This is a genomic window from Rhodococcus sp. CH91 (assembly GCF_022554085.1).
GTDB lineage: Bacteria > Actinomycetota > Actinomycetes > Mycobacteriales > Mycobacteriaceae > Rhodococcus.
Genome location: NZ_JAKFYR010000006.1, coordinates 122,956 through 139,672, shown reverse-complemented (window position 1 = coordinate 139,672; position 16,717 = coordinate 122,956). Strand labels below are relative to the sequence as shown.

The following is a 16,717-nucleotide window of genomic DNA, read 5'->3' as shown; positions in this document are numbered from 1 at the left end:
GTTCTCACGGCGCTCAGTTCACACAGCGCGGACCCGGCGCTCGGTTCACAGCGCGGGCCCGGCGCTCAGTTCACACAGCGAGGGCCGTCGGAGCCCGCGTCGATGGGTGGCGCTGCGGGTGCAGGGGTGGCGGTGCCGTCGGCCGGACTCACGCCGACGTCGGCGTCGGATTCCGATGTGGACGGAGACGAACCGGAATAGGCCGACGAGCCGGGGCCGGTGTAATCGCCGGCGAGCACCACCCGGACGGTGCCGGAGGGGAGCGACGGATCGGACGCGGTGTCGAGGCCGCCGAGCATCGCGGCGACCGCGCGGGTTTCGTCGTCGTCCTCGTCGGCACCGAAGACGGTCGAGGTTCCCACCGCGGAGCCGGTGTAGTTGCCCACTTCGCCCTCGACGTATCCCTCGTCCGACAGGGCCGAGGCGACCTGCGATGCCAGACCGGAGACCGAGCCGGCGTTCGCGACGTCGACCGTGACGGTCGACGGGTCGATGTCGGGAGCGGGCATCTCGGTCGAGGTGGTCTCGCTGCCGTCGGGCTCGCGGCCGATCAACTTCGCCACGAACTCGCGGACCTCGTCCGGATCGACCTGAACCACCGACTCGCCGTAGTCGGTCATCGCGTTGATGTCCCGCACCGGAATGGTCGAGAAGGTCACGTCGCCACCGGCGAGGCCCTGCAGCTGGGTGGCCAGCGCCATGATGTCCCAATCGGAGTCGAGCGTCACGGATCGCTGGACTGCGGCGGTCAACTGGCTCACCTTCGTGGGATTGGACAGGGTCTTGGCGTTGAGCACCTTCTGCGCGAGCGATGCCATGAACACCTGCTGCCGCACGATCCGGTCGAGATCGCCGCGCGGCAGGTTGTGGCGCTGGCGGACGAAGCTCAATGCGTCCGATCCCTCCAGGGTCTGCACACCCGCCTCGAATTTCGCACCCGAGAGCGGCTCGTCGACGGGGGCGTTCAAGCACACCTCGACACCACCGACGGCATCGGTGAGAAGCACGAAGCCGAGGAGCCCGACCTCCGCGTAGTGATCGACCGTCACTCCGGTGAGGTCGGCGACCGACTCGATGAGCGCCTCGCGGCCCGCCTGTGTCGACTCGGCTTCGAGTTCCGTCTCGCTCGTGTCGGCGTCCGCCTCGACCAGTTCGGTGCGCCGGGCCGCCTTCGTGGCCCCGTATGCCGCGTTGATCTTGGACATGCCGATTCCGGGCACCTCGACGTAGGTGTCACGCGGGATCGACATCGCGGTCGCGGACCGGCCGTCGTTCGGCACCCGGATCAGGACGATCGTGTCGGTGTTGTTCGCGACCTCCTCGCCGGCCCGCAACGCGTCGAGTTCGCGTTGCGAGAGCGGGTTGCCGTGGGCGTCGGTGCGGCTGTCCGTGCCCACCAGCAGGATGTCGACCGCGCCGTCCTCCCCGTTGCCGAGCGCGAGTCCCCGGACCGACGCGAGAGACGACTGCAGCGAGTCGATGCTGCGCCACGCCACCCCGGTGACGACGAGAACGAGGCACGCCGCGATCGCGACACCGATCTGCCAGGGTCTGCCGCTGTAGACCCGGGCCGAGCCCGGGGTGGTCGCGGCCGGAGGCGGTGGTTCGCGTCGTGGGGTACGCCGGGACTGCCCGGCGCGGGGTTCGCGCCGGTACCTGCCGTCGGCAGCGGTCGGATCGCCCGCGCGGGTGCGGCGTCCCCTCTGGGTGGGACGCCCGCCGGTGCGGCGACGCGGCTCTGGCGGCACCTGGTGCTCCTCCTGTCGGTCGGACGGGCTTCGACGAAGCCTCTCGTTCGAAGGCTACTGGTGCGCGTGCTCGCCCGGCGTGCACCACTCCGGCGTGCCAGACTTCTTCGGGTGCGTACCGTCCTCGTCACCGGAGCCCGTGGCCAACTCGGCCGTCAACTCGTGAACCGCGCCGCCGACGCAGGCATACCCGTCCGGGGCGCCGGATCATCCGAGGTGGACATCACCGATCCGCAGAGTGTGGCCGCGGCCGTCGAGCCCGGTTCCGTGGTGATCAACGCGGCGGCGTACACCGCGGTCGACGCCGCCGAAACCGACGAGGAACGGGCCGCTGCCGTCAACGGCACGGGACCGGGTGTGCTGGCCGCGGAGTGCGCCCGCAAGGGTGCCCGTCTCGTCCACGTCTCCACCGACTACGTCTTCGGCGGTGACGCGACCGAGCCCTACCGGGTGGACGCCCCGACCGGGCCGCGCACCGCCTACGGCCGCACGAAACTCGCCGGCGAACGGGCGGTCCTGGAGCAGCTGCCCTCCGCGCACGTCGTGCGCACCGCCTGGGTCTACACGGGCGACGGCAACGACTTCGTCGCGACCATGCGACGTCTCGAGGGTGAACGCGAGAGCATCCGTGTGGTCGACGACCAGCGGGGCTGCCCCACCTATGCGCGCGATCTCGCCGATGCCCTGCTCGAACTCGCGGGCCGCGCCGACGGGATACCCGGCGGGATCCTCCATGCGACCAATGCGGGTGACGCCACCTGGTTCGATCTCGCGTGTGCGGTCTTCTCCGAGATAGGGGCGGATCCGGGGCGGGTGCAGCCCTGCGGCAGCGACGAGTTCGTCCGCCCGGCTCCCCGGCCGGCCTATTCGGTACTCGACGGCAGCGCCTGGGCCGGGGCCGGGCTGACGCCGCTGCGTCCCTGGCGTGAGGCACTGCACGAGGCGCTGTCGCGGGACGAATACGCCCGGTCCGGGGAATGACGTCCGGCAACGCGCCCTGTGAGGTGTCGCACACCGGCACGGTCGCTAAGGTGGCCCGCGTGGATGCGACGCTGGCCGTGGTGACGGTGACCTATTCGCCCGGTGAGCACCTCGAGAACTTTCTCGTCTCGCTCACCTCCGCGACGGCTCTGCCGACGCAGGTGATCCTCGCCGACAACGGTTCGGTCGACGGTGCTCCGGAAGCTGCCGAGAAAGCCCACGCGAACGTGCGCCTGCTGCGCACCGGGGGGAACATCGGGTACGGCGCGGCGGTCAACCGCGCCGTCGCCGAGGTCGACCCCTCCGCGGAGTTCGTGGTGGTCGCCAATCCGGACGTGTGCTGGGGTCCGGGCTCGCTCGACGAGCTCCTGGACGCCGCGCGTCGCTGGCCGCGGGCGGGTTCGCTCGGGCCGCTCATCCACGAACCCGACGGGAGCATCTATCCCTCCGCGCGCACCGTCCCGACACTGGTCTCCGGTGCCGGTCACGCGCTGCTCGGCACCGTGTGGCCGGCCAACCCGTGGACACGCCGCTACCGCCAGGAGAACGAGGAGATCAGCGAACGCCCCGTAGGGTGGCTGTCCGGTTCGTGCCTGCTTCTGCGCCGCGCCGCTTTCGACTCGATCGACGGCTTCGATTCGCGATACTTCATGTACATGGAGGACGTGGACCTCGGTGATCGGCTCGGCCGGGCCGGCTGGCTCAACGTGTACGTACCGTCCGCGGTGGTCACGCACGCCAAGGGGCACGCCGCCGGCCGGCATCCCGAACTGATGCTTCCGGCGCACCACGAGAGTGCCTACCGCTTCCAGGCGGATCGGCACCCTCACCGGTGGCAGGCACCGCTCCGGTGGGCGCTGCGCGCCGGGCTCGGTGTGCGGTCGCGGATCGCGGTCGCTGCCGCGGTGCGGGAGCGTCGGAACGGGAGGACCGGCCAGGACAATCCGGTCGGCAGAGAGTGAACAAGGGGAGACGATGACGAGTGAGACGGCACCGCACACGGATGCGGTGATCCTGGTCGGTGGACAGGGAACGAGGCTGCGGCCGTTGACCTTGTCGGCGCCCAAGCCGATGCTGCCCACCGCCGGGGTGCCTTTCCTGACCCACCTGCTCGCGCGGATCCGTGAGGCCGGGATCAAGCACGTCGTCCTCGGTACGTCGTTCAAGGCGGAAGTGTTCGAGGAGTACTTCGCCGACGGCTCCGATTTCGGCCTCGAGATCGAGTACGTCACCGAGACCGAGCCCCTCGGTACCGGCGGTGGCATCCGCAACGTGCTGCCGAAGCTGCGCGCGGACAACGTCATGGTGTTCAACGGCGACGTGCTCGGCGGCACCGATCTCGGCGCGGTCCTCGACACCCATGTGCGGACCGAGGCGGACGTGACCCTGCACCTGGTGCGCGTCAGCGATCCGCGTGCCTTCGGCTGTGTACCCACCGATGCGGACGGCCGGGTGACGGCCTTCCTCGAGAAGACCCAGGATCCGCCGACCGACCAGATCAACGCCGGTTGCTACGTCTTCCGCCGTGAGATCATCGAGCAGATCCCCGAAGGCCGCCCCGTCTCGGTCGAGCGCGAGGTCTTCCCGACCCTGCTCACCGAGGGCAAGAAGGTCTACGGGCACGTCGACGCCGCGTACTGGCGCGACATGGGAACTCCGGAGGACTTCGTCCGCGGTTCGGCCGATCTGGTCCGCGGCATCGCCCCGTCCCCGGCACTGCCCCCGCAGCGCGGGGAGTCGCTCGTGCATCCGGGTGCGTCGGTGGCGCCCGGAGCGTTGCTGATCGGCGGCACCGTCGTCGGTCGCGGTGCCGAGATCGGTGCCGGTGCCCGCCTGGACGGCGCGGTGATCTTCGACGGTGCCCGTGTCGAGGCGGGGGCCGTGATCGAACGGACCATCATCGGTTTCGGCGTACGCGTCGGTCCCCGCGCGCTGATCCGCGACGGCGTGATCGGCGACGGCGCCGACATCGGGGCCCGGTGCGAACTGCTGCGCGGTGCCCGGGTGTGGCCGGGGGTGAAGATCCCGGACGGGGGCATCCGCTTCAGCACCGACGTGTGAGCCGAGAGGGAGAAGTGAGTTTCGAAAGGTATGTGGCGCTCGGTGATTCGTTCACCGAGGGGGTCGGCGATCCGGATCCCTCGCGTCCCAACGGAGTACGTGGCTGGGCCGACCTGGTCGCGGCCGAATTGGCACGCCACTCGGACGATTTCGCGTACGCGAACCTTGCCATCCGCGGCAGGCTGCTGCGGCCGATCATCGACGAACAGCTCGAGGCGGCCGTGTCGATGCGCCCCGATCTCGTCACCATCTATGCCGGTGGCAACAACCTCATGCGCCCGAAGCTGGATCTCGACGCGCTCGCGGCAGAATACGACGAGGCGATCGGGAAGCTCGCCACCACCGGAGCCCGCATCCTGATGTGGACGGCCTACGACGGTAGCTGGGCGCCGGTCTTCGGCATCCTGCGCGGACGCTGGGCCGTGTACAACGAACTCGTCCGCGAGATCGCCGACCGGCACGGCGCGACCATCGTCGACTTCTGGCGGTTCGACGAGTACCGGGATCTGCGCATGTGGGATTTCGACCGGTTGCACATGTCCGCGGCCGGCCACCACAACATGGCGATCCGCGTGCTCGACCTGCTCGGCATCGAACACGCTCTCGGTCCGGTGCAGTTCGACGAGGCACCTGTCGTCACCCGGGCTCAGGAACGTGCCGCGGATCGCGCGTGGATGCGCGACTTCTTCGTCCCCTGGCTGGGCCGGCGGTTGCGCGGCGTGTCGTCCGGTGACGGCATCACGCCGAAATATCCCACGCTCGAACCGGTTCGGTTCTGACCTCGGCTCGTCCGGCCCGGCGCGATCAGCGCCGGGCGGCAGCGAGCCCGAGCAGATGAGCGATGGTGTCGTGCTCGGCGTTCTCGGGCAGCGCGTCGACCGGCCACCACTGCAGGTCGGTCGACTCGTGGCTGCGCACCGGGCGGGCGCCGACCGGGGCCGTCACCAGGAAGCGCAGGTCGAGGTGACGGGTCGGGACGCCGAGCGAGCACGTGATGGGATGCGTGTGCGCCGAGAGCAGTTCCGGGTCGATCACCAGACCGGGGATGCCGGATTCCTCGGTGGCCTCCCGCAGTGCGGCGTCGACGACGGTCTCGTCCGTCGGTTCGCAGTGCCCGCCGAGCTGGATCCACCGGCCCACCCGGGGATGCAGGGTGAGCAGTACGTTCCGGTGCTCGGCATCGACGACGAGCGACGACGCCGTGATGTGCCCGGGCGCATGCTCGCGCAGGCATCCCTGCGGCGCCGAGTCGAGGAAGGCCAGCATGGTGTGGCGGAGGGACTCGGCGTCGGGCGAGTCGGTCCGCCACGCCGAGAGCCGAGCGAGGGCGGAGGCGTGGAGCGACGATGCCGACACGACTACAACTCCACGAAGGCGTCGCCCGGGTCCGCGGGTTCGCGCGGACCGGTCTCGTCCAGCGGATGGCCGACGGCGATCGCGCCGAGCGGCGCCCAGTCGCCGGGAAGCCCGAGTTCCTCCCGCACCACATCCGGGGCGAAGATCGTCGATCCGATCCAGCAGCTTCCCAGCCCGCGGGTGGCCAGGGACACGAGCAGCCCCTGGACCGCCGCACCCACCGCGACGGTGAACATCGTCTCCTCGGCAGCGGTGCGCCGGGTGTCGGGATAGTGGTGGGCGCCGTCCATGACCCGGAACGGGACGATCACTTCCGGGGCGTCGTAGAGGATGGCGCCGCGTGCGAGACGCCGTTCGACGGCGACGGGGTCGAGTCCGTCCCCGGCGAGGTCCTCGGCCCACCGGTCGCGCATGCGGTCGAGCAGTCGGCGCCGTACCTGTTCGGTGCGTACCCATACGAACCGCACCGGCCGGGTGTGGTGCGGCGCGGGAGCGGTGAGGGCGTCGCCGATCGCGTCGCGCAGATCCTCCGGGTCCACCGGCTCACCGGAGAACTGCCGCACCGAACGGCGCAGCAGCAGAGTCTCGTTCCTGCCGCGTTCGATCGCTTCGGCGGTCCCGAGCCAGAACAGGTCCTCCTCGCCGCCGCGGATCAGCTCGCGTGCGGTGGACCCGTCGTCGGGGAGATCGAGCCCGCGCACCACGGCGACCGGGACGCCACCGAGCTTGCCCTTCACCAGATCTCCGGCGGCGGCGATCTCGTCGGCGATCGCCACCGAGGTCACCTGCAGCTCGTTGCCCTGGCCGTCGCGTGAGCCGGCATATGCGTGCAGCACGGGAACACCGGACGAGCCGATCGCGGCGTCGGTCTGGCCGACCCGCCAGGCGCGCCCCATGGTGTCGGTGACGACCACGGCGATCCGCACGCCCAGCGCAGCGCCGATCCGCTCCCGGAGGGCGGCGGCACTGGCGTCGGGATCCTCCGGCAGCAGGGCGAGTTCGGCGCCGTCGACGTTGGAACCGTCGATGCCGGAGGCGGCCTGCACGATGCCCAGCCGGTTCTCGGTGATGAGGGTGCGGCCCTTACGTGCCAGCACCCGCACCGCTTCCTGGTTCACGAGGCGGCGGCGGAGCGCGTCGCGCGCATCCGGATCGGAAGGGGCGGACACGATCCGTCCCTCGACCTTCGAGACCACCTTGCTCGTCACCACCAGGACGTCTCCGTCGCGGAGCCACGGCGCGGCCTGTGCGACGGCGGCGGCGAGATCGTCGCCCGGCCGGAATTCGGGAAGCCCGTGCACGGGCCGGATCTCGACCGGGCCACCCGGTGCGTGGTCGCGCACCGCGGGGTCCGTGACGGAGTCAGGGGACATCACAGGGTCACTCCGGCGAGTTGGAGGGCGGCGCGCGCCATGTCGGCCGTCGCGTCCGTATCGGTCATGAGCAGTGGCACCGACCGCACCTCGACACCCGGTACCTCGGCCCGGTCGGTCGAGTGCACGAGCCATCCGTCGAGAATGCCCGTCGCGGAGCGGGCGCCGTAATACCGGCCGACGGCTTCGGCGCTCGTTTCCACCCCGATGACGTCGAGGCATGCGTCGGCCATTCCGCGCAGCGGCGCACCGCCGATCACGGGGGACAGCCCCACGACCTTCGCGGACGTGGTGCGCAGGGCCCCGCGGATTCCGGGGATCGCGAGGATCGCACCGACGCTCACCACAGGATTCGACGGCGCCAGCAGCACCGCATCGGCGTTCTCGATCGCCTCGAGCACACCGGGTGCGGGCTTCGCCTCCTCCGCGCCGATGTGCGCGAAGCTGTGGGTGGGTACCTGGGCGCGGTGGCGGACCCACCACTCCTCGAAGTGCACGGCACGTGGCTCGCCGTCCTCGGGGTCGGTGATGACGACATGCGTCTCGCTGCGGTCGTCGGACACGGGCAGCAGGTCGACACCCGGCTTCCACCGAGTGCACAGGGCCTCGGTGACGGCAGAGAGGGGATAGCCGGTCCTGAGCATCTGGGTGCGGATGAGATGCGTGGCGATGTCCCGATCACCGAGACCGAACCAGTCGGGGATCGCACCGTAGGCGGCGAGTTCCTCCTTGGCGTTCCACGTCTCGCCGGCGCGGCCCCAGCCACGTTCCTCGTCGATCCCACCGCCCAGGGTGTACATGCAGGTGTCGAGGTCGGGGCAGATCCTCAGCCCGTGCATCCAGACGTCGTCGCCGACGTTGACGATCGCCGTGATGCGGTGCGGCGCGTCAGGATCCGGCTCGACTCCCGGGGAAATATCGAGAAGTCGGCGCAAACCTGACAGAAAACGCGCCCCACCTACACCTCCGACCAATACAGTCACATTCACGGCCCAAGCCTAAGCGGTGCGCCTCCTACCCGGACGCGCACCGTCCGAAACGCGTTTCGGCAAAGCGGCCGATGATATGTGAACAACGCCGCTCCGCTTGACCACGACACACCCGAAGTGTGTAATCACATACATGTCATTCGATAATCGAATTCGAGATTCCTTGCGGTGAACCCGCATTCGAACGACCATTCGAAGGATGGCAGCGGGTTGATCCCCGGTCATGATTCGGCGCTGCAGGTGAGGAGGGACAATGGCCGGCGAGCGCGACAGCTTCGAGGTCACTCGGAGCGACACTGCAGTCGAGGCTGTCTGTGACGACCCGGACGTCGGGGTGCCCGTCCTGAGCTTGATTTCGGGATTCGGCGACCTGACGGACGGCGAGGAGCAGTGGCAGGAGCGTGCGCTCTGTGCGCAGACCGACCCCGAGGCATTCTTCCCCGAGAAGGGTGGCTCGACCAGGGAGGCCAAGCGCATCTGCATGGGGTGTGAGGTCCGGGACGACTGTCTCGAATACGCACTCGCCCACGACGAGCGGTTCGGTATATGGGGCGGGCTTTCCGAGAGGGAACGCCGTCGCCTCAAGCGCGGAATAGTCTGACACCGGGTTCGGCCCGGTACGGGGAGTACGGGACCGAGTAGAACATCCGAGTCGGACGACGAGGTCGGGTTGCGGCCGTGGGGGACGAGCAACCCGGCCTTCGTCATGTTTCCGGGGCGCCGCCCGAAGAGCGATCAGTCCTCGTCCTCCTCGCCGAGTGTCGGATCCACCACTTCGGGATCGACACCGAGATAGGTCGCCACCTGGTGCACGAGGACGTCGTGCACCAGATCCGTCAGATCGTCCGGATCTTTCGCCCGGACCTCGAGCGGCCGGCGGAACAGCACGATGCGGGCGCGGGTCGCCGCGCCTCGGCGGTCGATGCCTGCGGGGACGAGCCGGGACAGGGGCACCGGCCCGTCGGCGACCACCTCGTCCGGCCAGTTGACCGAATCGGGGTCGCGGGCGCGGATCTTGGGAACCTCGTCGACGGCGATGTCGAGCTTGGTCAGCCGGTTGTGCCAGCGTGCGTCGATCGGGGCGAACGCGCCGAGCACGAGCAGGTCGAACTTCTCGGCGCGCGTCTTCCAGGCCGGCAGGCTCTGCGGAAACAGGGGGCCGCGGATTCCCCTGCCGCGGCGCGCCACGGAGCGGGACGACACGGGGCGGGAACGTCGTGCACGGACCATGCCATGGACATTACGACACGAAAATTCGTCCATCCTCTCGGTGTGTCCGAATAGTCCTGCGGCGTTCGGCGCGCTACGCTCCCAGTCGTGAGAACACTGCGTCGATGCTGCCGGCCTGGGTGCAAGAACCCTGCTGTTGCGACGCTGACCTATGTGTACTCGGATTCCACCGCCGTCGTCGGGCCACTGGCGACCGTCGCGGAGCCGCACTCGTGGGATCTCTGCGAGACGCACGGCTCGCGCATCACCGCCCCCAAGGGATGGGAGCTGGTGCGTTACGAGGGCGCGTTCTCCTCGGCCACTCCCGACGAGGACGATCTGACGGCCCTCGCCGAGGCCGTGCGCGAGGCGGGCCTGGGCGAACGATCCCGTTCCGACTCCTCGGACGAGGGTTCCGAGGAGGAACCGCGTGCCGTCGTACCCCCTACGGCACGCACGGGTCGACGCGGTCACCTGCGGGTTCTTCCCGATCCGACATCCTGACCCGTTCGCACTAGGCTGGGCGGAGTGCGACGCCGCGGAGGACGGCGGCGCACAAGTCGAGGTTCAGGAGCGAATACAGTGGCGAGAGCTGCCGAGTCGGTGTCAGCGGTCATCAAGGCGTACGACGTCCGGGGAGTCGTCGGGGAGCAGATCGACGAAGAGTTCGTCCGCGATGTCGGAGCGTCGTTCGCACGTCTGATGCGCAGTGAGGGCGCCGCGGACCGCGTGGTGATCGGGCACGACATGCGCGCCTCGTCGCCCACGCTGGCGCGGGCGTTCGCCGAGGGGGTCACCGCACAGGGACTCGACGTGGTGTCGATCGGGCTCGCGTCCACCGACCAGCTCTACTTCGCCTCCGGGCTGCTCGACGCGCCCGGCGCGATGTTCACCGCCAGCCACAATCCGGCCCGGTACAACGGGATCAAGCTCTGCCGCGCCGGCGCCAAGCCGGTCGGGCAGGACACGGGCCTCGCACGGATCTCGGCCGAACTCGTCGCCGGTGTTCCGGAATACGACGGCGAGCGCGGCAGCGTCACCGAACGCGACGTCCTCGAGGACTACGCGTCGTTCGTCCGCGGTCTCGTCGACCTGTCGGAGATGCGCCCGCTCAAGGTCGCGGTCGACGCCGGCAACGGTATGGGCGGGCACACCGTCCCCGCCGTCTTCGGCGTCCTGCCCGTCGAGCTGGTGCCGCTCTACTTCGAACTCGACGGCACCTTCCCGAATCACGAGGCGAACCCCCTCGACCCCGCGAATCTCGTCGACCTGCAGCGTCTGGTCGTCGAATCCGGTGCCGATCTCGGTCTGGCCTTCGACGGCGACGCCGACCGCTGCTTCGTGGTCGACGAGCGCGGCGAGCCGGTCACACCCTCGGCGGTCACGGCGCTCGTCGCCGCGCGCGAACTCGCCAAGGAGCCGGGCGCGACGATCATCCACAATCTGATCACCTCCCGTGTGGTTCCCGAACTCGTCGCCGAACAGGGCGGTAAGCCGGTGCGGACCCGGGTGGGGCACTCGTTCATCAAGCAGCAGATGGCCGAGACCGGAGCCGTCTTCGGTGGCGAGCACTCGGCGCACTACTACTTCCGCGACTTCTGGGGCGCCGACTCCGGCATGCTCGCGGCGCTGCACGTGCTCGCCGCGCTGGCATCCCAGGACGCCCCCCTCTCGGAGTTGATGAGCTCGTACAACAGGTATGCGGCCTCGGGGGAGATCAACTCCACCGTGGCCGACGCGACGGAACGCACCGAGGCGGTCGTCGCGGCCTTCGCCGATCGGGCGCTGTCGACCGACCGGCTCGACGGCGTCACCGTGGAACTGCCCGAGAACGCGTGGTTCAACCTGCGTGCCTCCAACACCGAGCCGTTGCTGCGCCTGAACGTGGAAGCGCGCACGGAGGGCGAGGTCGAGGCCCTGGTGAAGGAGATCCTTTCCGTCGTTCGTGCGTAGACGGCGTGACAACAGCAATAATCGAAGTGCCGGTGCACGGCGCGTCGATGTCGATACGGCGAAGCGCCGGTGTCGATTCGGCGAGTCGCCGGGTCGCGTCGGCGGAAGGAAGGTGATGCGGTCGTGACGGCACCCTCACCGCTGTTCGACTTCGACGACGCGGGTGGCGTACTCGCCGCCGATGTCGACGGCGTCCTCAGGAGCGCGGCCCTCGGCGGCGCCCAGATCCGGGCGGTCGCGGCGGCCGTCGAGGAAGGTCTGCTCGACCGGCTGACCGGTATGCATCCTCGCAGCGTCGTCTTCGTCGGTACCGATGCCCGTGCGCGGTCGGCCGCAGAACTCGTCGTCGCCCTGTTCGGCGATCAGGCCGGCGTTCCGCTGGTCTCCGCTCCGGCCACGCCACCCTGGGTCGGAGCGCTCGACGTGGTGGTGGTCGCCGGTAACGATGCCGGCGACCCCCAGCTCGCTCGCGCAGTCGACGTCGGACTGCGACGCAGCGCGGAGGTCGTCGTGGATGCACCGGACGAGGGCCCGGTGCGAGCGGTCGCGGCAGGTCGCGCGATGTCCCTGCCGCCACGGGTGCAGGTGCAGACCCGTTACGTGCTCGCTCGGCACGTCGCGGTGTTCTGCGCGGTGCTCGGTGTGATGCAGAGCGCCGTGCGGATCTCGGGAGCTCCGGGGCTCGCCGAGATGGCCGACAGCGTCGACGAGGAAGCGGCGCGGAACCACCCCGCGAACGAGGTCTTCCACAATCCTGCGAAGGCACTCGCCGTGCGGATGCAGTCGCGGCGGGTGGTGCTCGCCGGTGATTCCGCCGCCACGGTGGTGCTCGCCCGGCACGCGGCCGAGTCGCTGCTCCAGGCCGCGGGGATCGTCGCCGGTGCCGCCGCGCTGAGCGACGTGCTGGTCGCGCGTGATCGGCTGCTGGCGGCCGGCAACGCCGGCGGCGAGTCGTACGACCCGTTCTTCCACGACGAAGAACTGGACGGGCCGGCTCCGATCGCACCGGCCCGCGTGTTCGTCTACAGCACGGACCCGGATCGAGCCGCCGCCCAGCGCAGGACAGCAGCTCTACCGGATGTGGAAGTGGTGTCGATGACAGGTGAGTTCGAGTCCGGCGCGATACCCACGGTGCTGGAGCAGGTGGCCGTGCTGACCGTCCGTACGGAAATGGCGGCTGCCTATCTCGGACTGGCAGGGGGAAGATAGTGCACCGTCTCGAAGGTGCGGTGCGGTCGTACGCCTGGGGGTCGCGTACCGCGATCGCCGGTCTGCGTGGCCGCCCGGTGCCGTCGGATCATCCCGAGGCCGAGCTGTGGCTCGGTGCGCACCCGGCGGATCCCGCCCGGTTGGTGGATGCCGACGGTGAACGACTGTCCCTGCTCGACGTTCTGTCCTCCGATCCGGACCGGCACCTGGGCGAGCGCGTCGTCGGGGCGTTCGGCCCCCGTCTCCCGTTCCTCCTGAAGCTCCTGGCAGCGGAGGAGCCCCTGTCGCTGCAAGCGCACCCGAGTGCTCTGCAGGCGGCCGAGGGTTACGCGCGGGAGGAAGCGCTGAGCATTCCGATCGACTCGCCCGTCCGCAACTACAAGGACGCGAGCCACAAGCCGGAGCTGGTGGTCGCGTTGACGCGGTTCGAAGCGCTGGCCGGTTTCCGCGACCCGAAGCGGACCGTCGAACTGTTCGAGGCGCTGGCGGTTCCGGAGCTCGATCCGTATGTCGGGCTGCTCGCCGGACAACCGGATTCCAGTGGTCTGCGGGCGTTGTTCACCACCTGGATCACCTTGCCGCCCCCGGCGCTGGCGGCGTTGCTGCCACGTGTACTCGACGGATGCGTGACCTATCTCGCGTCCGGGCGTGAGAACGAACGTGACTTCGTTCCGGAGGTGCGCACGGCTCTGCAGCTGGCCGACTTCTATCCCGGGGACGCGGGGGTGCTGGCGTCGCTGCTGCTCAACCGCATCACGCTGGAACCGGGGGAGGGGCTGTACCTCGACGCCGGGAACCTGCACGCCTATCTGCACGGGATGGGCGTGGAGATCATGGCGAACTCCGACAACGTGCTGCGCGGGGGTCTCACGCCCAAGCATGTGGACGTACCCGAACTGCTGAGGGTTCTCGACTTCGGTGCCGCTTCGGTGCCGGTCCTCGAGGCGGTGCCGGAGAGCGGGGCGGGCGCAGGCGCGGCCGGACCGCTGGAACGGCGCTACCGCACCCCGGCGCCGGAGTTCACGCTGTCGCGGATCGATCTCGGGGCGGGCGATGTGCTTCCGGTGGGCGCGAAGGGTCCGCAGATCCTCCTGTGCACGGCGGGCAGTGCCCGTGTGGAGTGTGCGGGGGAGACTGTGAACCTGGCCCCGGGCGACTCGGCATGGTTGTCGGCCTGCGATCGGGCACCCGAAGTCCACGGCTGCAGCGCCGGGACACAGTTGTTCCGCGCGCGTCTCGGTGACGTGCCGGAGGGAGTGGCCGAGGAATCCTGAGAGGGGTTCTCGACGGGAGGCGAGCTCGGGAGAGCTCGCCTCCCGTCGTTTCCGGACCCGGATCGTGAGATTTACAAATTCGATGATATGTCTAGACCTCGGACGAATGCCGTTCTAGAGTCAACTCATCAGTGGTGCGCGTCACTGTCGCGTGTGGCGCAGCGGCACCTCCGACGGTGATGAGGAGACCCGACATGAGTACGGCTTCGGCGGACTCGCTGGACGAACCCGACCTGCGCTGGCACGACCGCAAACGGCATCTGTGGCTCCTGGGACTGGTACCCCCGACGGCCCTGTTCGTCGCCACCGCGCTGGTGTGGGCCGGTAACCAGTTCGGACTGCAGAGCGTGACACCCGTCCTGTGGTGGATCGGGCCGATGTTGATCTACGTCTTCGTTCCGACGCTCGATCTGTTCGTCGGCCCCGACGGGGAGAACCCGCCCGACGAGATGTTCGAACAACTCGAGAACGACCGCTTCTACCGCTACTGCACGTATCTCTACCTGCCCTTCCAGTTCGCGTCCCTGATCCTGGCCTGTTATCTGTGGTCGGCGGACGATCTGTCCTGGCTCGGAGTCGACGGCGGTCTCGGAATCGCGTCGAAGATCGGGCTGGCGATCTCCCTCGGCGTGGTCGCCGGGATCGGCATCAACACCGCCCACGAACTCGGCCACAAGAAGGTCGAATTCGAACGGCGGCTGTCGAAGTGGGCGCTCGCGCCCTCCTTCTACGGGCACTTCTACATCGAGCACAATCGCGGGCATCACGTGCGTGTCGCGACTCCGGAGGATCCCGCGTCGGCGAGGTTCGGGGAGAGCTTCTGGCGTTTCCTGCCGCGCAGTGTGGTGGGCAGCCTGCGCTCGGCGTGGCGCCTCGAAGGCGCCCGGCTCGAGCGTCTCGGCAAGCCGGTGTGGAGTGTGCACAACGACGTCCTCAACGCGTGGGCGATCTCCGTCGCGCTGTACGCGGTGCTGCTCGCCGTGTTCGGGATCGGCATCGCGCCCTATCTCGTGATCCAGGCGGTCTTCGGATTCTCGCTGCTCGAGGTTGTGAACTATCTCGAGCACTACGGCCTGCTCCGGCAGAAGACCGACAAGGGCCGCTACGAGCGCTGCTCGCCGGCGCACAGCTGGAACAGTGACCACCTGGTGACGAACATCTTCCTGTACCACCTGCAGCGGCACAGCGACCACCACGCCAATCCGACGCGCCGCTACCAGACGTTGCGCAGCATGGAGATCTCCCCGCAGCTGCCCGCCGGTTACGCGACGATGATCGTCCTCGCCTACATTCCCCCGCTCTGGCGCAAGGTCATGGACCATCGCGTACTCGACCACTACGACGGCGACATCACCCGCGTCAACATCGAGCCGAGTCGGCGGGAGAAGATCCTGGCGCGCTACGGGTCGTCGGATTCTGCTGCTGCGGAAGGTCGGTGACCGCGATGTCCGCCTACCGCTGTCCTGTCTGCGAGTTCGTGTACGACGAGAGTGCCGGGGTGCCCCGTGAAGGGTTCCCCGCCGGAACCCCCTGGGACGCAGTGCCCGAGGACTGGCCGTGCCCCGACTGCGGCGTCCGCGAGAAGAGCGACTTCGAGGAGTACATCCGATGAACACCGACCACCGATTGTTCCGCTGCATCGTGTGCGGTTTCGAGTACGACGAGGCCGAAGGATGGCCGGACGAGGGGATCGAGCCCGGCACCCGCTGGGAGGACATCCCGGACGACTGGTCCTGCCCGGAGTGCGGCGCCGCCAAGGCGGATTTCGAGATGGTGGAAATCGTCCGCCGGTGAGGCGGGATCGCGCGGGGGCGACGACGCGAGCGCCGGGGTGTGCGGCTTTGACGAGCACACCCCGGCGTGAGAGCGTTCCCGGCATGTCGAACGCGCGCGTTCCCTTCCACGAGGCCAGTCGGGTGCTGCTGCGCTCGACGATCCTCGACGCCATGCGCGAGCTGCTGTCCGAGCGCGACTGGTCGGCCGTCACCATGAGCGACGTCGCCCGGGCCGCGGGCATCAGCCGTCAGACGCTGTACAAGGAATTCTCCTCCCGGCAGGGGCTCGCACAGGGCTATGCGCTGCGCCTGGTCGACGAGTTCGTCGATGCGGTGGCCGACTCCGTATACGCGCACGTCGGGGACGCGCGGGCCGCCCTCGTCGACGGCTTCACCTCCTTCTTCGAGGCGTGCGCCGCCGACCCCCTGGTGCGGTCACTGCTCGACGGGGAGGCCAAACCCGACCTGCTGCGGCTGATCACCACCGACGCGGCGGACATCCTCGAACGCGGAGCGGGCCGTCTCACCGACACCTTCCACCACAGCTGGATCGCGGCCTCCGAGACCGACGCGGGGATCCTCGCGCGGGCCGTCGTGCGCGTCGCCCTGAGTTTCGTCTCCATGCCCCCGGCCTCGGGACGCGACGTGGCCGCCGACCTCGCCGACCTGCTCGTGCCGTTCGTGGAACGAGCAGGGGTGCACGGCTGACCGGCTCCGCAGCTGTACCGGAGTGCGACCGGACCGCTCGTCGCGCAGGTTGTATAGCCTGGAACCAACATTGTCTGCCGA

Annotated in this window: 18 protein-coding genes; 13 read left to right on the top strand and 5 right to left on the bottom strand. The window is 69.2% G+C overall.

Features of this window, described 5'->3' with window-relative positions; genetic code table 11:
* Positions 1-65 precede the first annotated feature (65 nt).
* Positions 66-1,541 (bottom strand): LCP family protein, encoded by a 1,476-nt coding sequence (locus MOM01_RS13610; protein ID WP_241386113.1) that lies wholly within the window; start codon positions 1,539-1,541, stop codon positions 66-68.
* 318 nt (positions 1,542-1,859) lie between these two features.
* On the opposite strand from MOM01_RS13610, the gene rfbD reads away from it, so the two are divergent.
* Genes rfbD through MOM01_RS13590 form a run of 4 tightly spaced genes read left to right on the top strand, consistent with a single transcriptional unit; the run spans position 1,860 to position 5,569 of the window.
* On the top strand, positions 1,860-2,729 hold the full coding sequence (gene rfbD / locus MOM01_RS13605) for a dTDP-4-dehydrorhamnose reductase (protein ID WP_241385958.1): 870 nt from the start codon (positions 1,860-1,862) through the stop codon (positions 2,727-2,729).
* 59 nt (positions 2,730-2,788) lie between these two features.
* A complete protein-coding gene (locus MOM01_RS13600; RefSeq protein ID WP_241385957.1) occupies positions 2,789-3,691 on the top strand; it encodes a glycosyltransferase family 2 protein in 903 nt (300 codons plus the stop codon).
* Between the two features lie 13 nt (positions 3,692-3,704).
* A complete protein-coding gene (locus MOM01_RS13595) occupies positions 3,705-4,790 on the top strand; it encodes a sugar phosphate nucleotidyltransferase (protein WP_241385956.1) in 1,086 nt (361 codons plus the stop codon).
* A gap of 14 nt (positions 4,791-4,804) precedes the next feature.
* Positions 4,805-5,569 carry an SGNH/GDSL hydrolase family protein gene (locus MOM01_RS13590; RefSeq protein WP_241385955.1) on the top strand — a complete coding sequence of 255 codons (765 nt, stop codon included), beginning with the start codon at positions 4,805-4,807 and terminating at the stop codon, positions 5,567-5,569.
* A gap of 25 nt (positions 5,570-5,594) precedes the next feature.
* Here MOM01_RS13590 and MOM01_RS13585 read toward each other — a convergent pair whose 3' ends face one another.
* From MOM01_RS13585 to cofD, 3 genes are read right to left on the bottom strand one after another with little or no spacing between them, the layout of a single operon-like run.
* On the bottom strand, positions 5,595-6,146 hold the full coding sequence (locus tag MOM01_RS13585; protein ID WP_241385954.1) for an NUDIX hydrolase: 552 nt from the start codon (positions 6,144-6,146) through the stop codon (positions 5,595-5,597).
* Positions 6,147-6,148: 2 nt separating this feature from the next.
* Entirely contained in the window at positions 6,149-7,519 is a 1,371-nt protein-coding gene (locus MOM01_RS13580; protein ID WP_241385953.1) for a coenzyme F420-0:L-glutamate ligase, read from the bottom strand.
* Positions 7,519-8,508: a 2-phospho-L-lactate transferase gene (gene cofD, locus MOM01_RS13575; protein WP_241385952.1), complete on the bottom strand. Its 990-nt coding sequence runs from the start codon at positions 8,506-8,508 to the stop codon at positions 7,519-7,521. Before cofD ends, MOM01_RS13580 begins: the two co-directional genes overlap by 1 nt.
* Before the next feature lie 334 nt (positions 8,509-8,842).
* Here cofD and MOM01_RS13570 point away from each other — a divergent pair, with 334 nt between their 5' ends.
* On the top strand, positions 8,843-9,109 hold the full coding sequence (locus tag MOM01_RS13570) for a WhiB family transcriptional regulator (protein ID WP_241386112.1): 267 nt from the start codon (positions 8,843-8,845) through the stop codon (positions 9,107-9,109).
* Between the two features lie 134 nt (positions 9,110-9,243).
* Here the strand turns inward: MOM01_RS13570 and MOM01_RS13565 are convergent, their stop codons facing one another.
* Complete coding sequence (locus tag MOM01_RS13565) at positions 9,244-9,738, bottom strand: metallopeptidase family protein (RefSeq protein ID WP_241385951.1); 495 nt, start codon at positions 9,736-9,738, stop codon at positions 9,244-9,246.
* A gap of 87 nt (positions 9,739-9,825) precedes the next feature.
* Between MOM01_RS13565 and MOM01_RS13560 the strand changes: the two genes are divergently transcribed.
* The 8 genes from MOM01_RS13560 to MOM01_RS13525 all read left to right on the top strand — a co-directional run bounded on the left by MOM01_RS13560 (position 9,826) and on the right by MOM01_RS13525 (position 16,636).
* Positions 9,826-10,221, top strand: coding sequence for a DUF3499 domain-containing protein (locus MOM01_RS13560; protein ID WP_241385950.1), 396 nt, complete (start codon positions 9,826-9,828; stop codon positions 10,219-10,221).
* Between the two features lie 78 nt (positions 10,222-10,299).
* Entirely contained in the window at positions 10,300-11,670 is a 1,371-nt protein-coding gene (locus MOM01_RS13555; RefSeq protein ID WP_241385949.1) for a phosphomannomutase/phosphoglucomutase, read from the top strand.
* A gap of 123 nt (positions 11,671-11,793) precedes the next feature.
* A complete protein-coding gene (locus tag MOM01_RS13550; protein ID WP_241385948.1) occupies positions 11,794-12,879 on the top strand; it encodes a tobH protein in 1,086 nt (361 codons plus the stop codon).
* Entirely contained in the window at positions 12,879-14,153 is a 1,275-nt protein-coding gene (gene manA, locus MOM01_RS13545) for a mannose-6-phosphate isomerase, class I (RefSeq protein WP_241385947.1), read from the top strand. The genes MOM01_RS13550 and manA overlap by 1 nt, the downstream gene beginning before the upstream one ends.
* Positions 14,154-14,347: 194 nt before the next feature.
* Positions 14,348-15,592, top strand: a complete 1,245-nt coding sequence (locus MOM01_RS13540) for an alkane 1-monooxygenase (RefSeq protein ID WP_241385946.1) — start codon at positions 14,348-14,350, stop codon at positions 15,590-15,592.
* 5 nt (positions 15,593-15,597) lie between these two features.
* Complete coding sequence (locus tag MOM01_RS13535; protein WP_241386111.1) at positions 15,598-15,765, top strand: rubredoxin; 168 nt, start codon at positions 15,598-15,600, stop codon at positions 15,763-15,765.
* Positions 15,762-15,947 carry a rubredoxin gene (locus MOM01_RS13530; RefSeq protein WP_241385945.1) on the top strand — a complete coding sequence of 62 codons (186 nt, stop codon included), beginning with the start codon at positions 15,762-15,764 and terminating at the stop codon, positions 15,945-15,947. Before MOM01_RS13535 ends, MOM01_RS13530 begins: the two co-directional genes overlap by 4 nt.
* Before the next feature lie 83 nt (positions 15,948-16,030).
* Positions 16,031-16,636, top strand: coding sequence for a TetR/AcrR family transcriptional regulator (locus MOM01_RS13525; protein ID WP_241385944.1), 606 nt, complete (start codon positions 16,031-16,033; stop codon positions 16,634-16,636).
* Positions 16,637-16,717 lie beyond the last annotated feature (81 nt).

Excerpts from the sequence above, each read along its gene's own strand:
- MOM01_RS13595 (WP_241385956.1), top strand. The coding sequence starts at position 3,705 with ATGACGAGTGAGACGGCACCGCACACGGATGCGGTGATCCTGGTCGGT.
- MOM01_RS13580 (WP_241385953.1), bottom strand. The coding sequence starts at position 7,519 with ATGTCCCCTGACTCCGTCACGGACCCCGCGGTGCGCGACCACGCACCG.
- MOM01_RS13565 (WP_241385951.1), bottom strand. The coding sequence starts at position 9,738 with ATGGTCCGTGCACGACGTTCCCGCCCCGTGTCGTCCCGCTCCGTGGCG.
- MOM01_RS13540 (WP_241385946.1), top strand. The coding sequence starts at position 14,348 with ATGAGTACGGCTTCGGCGGACTCGCTGGACGAACCCGACCTGCGCTGG.
- MOM01_RS13535 (WP_241386111.1), top strand. The coding sequence starts at position 15,598 with ATGTCCGCCTACCGCTGTCCTGTCTGCGAGTTCGTGTACGACGAGAGT.
- MOM01_RS13530 (WP_241385945.1), top strand. The coding sequence starts at position 15,762 with ATGAACACCGACCACCGATTGTTCCGCTGCATCGTGTGCGGTTTCGAG.
- MOM01_RS13525 (WP_241385944.1), top strand. The coding sequence starts at position 16,031 with ATGTCGAACGCGCGCGTTCCCTTCCACGAGGCCAGTCGGGTGCTGCTG.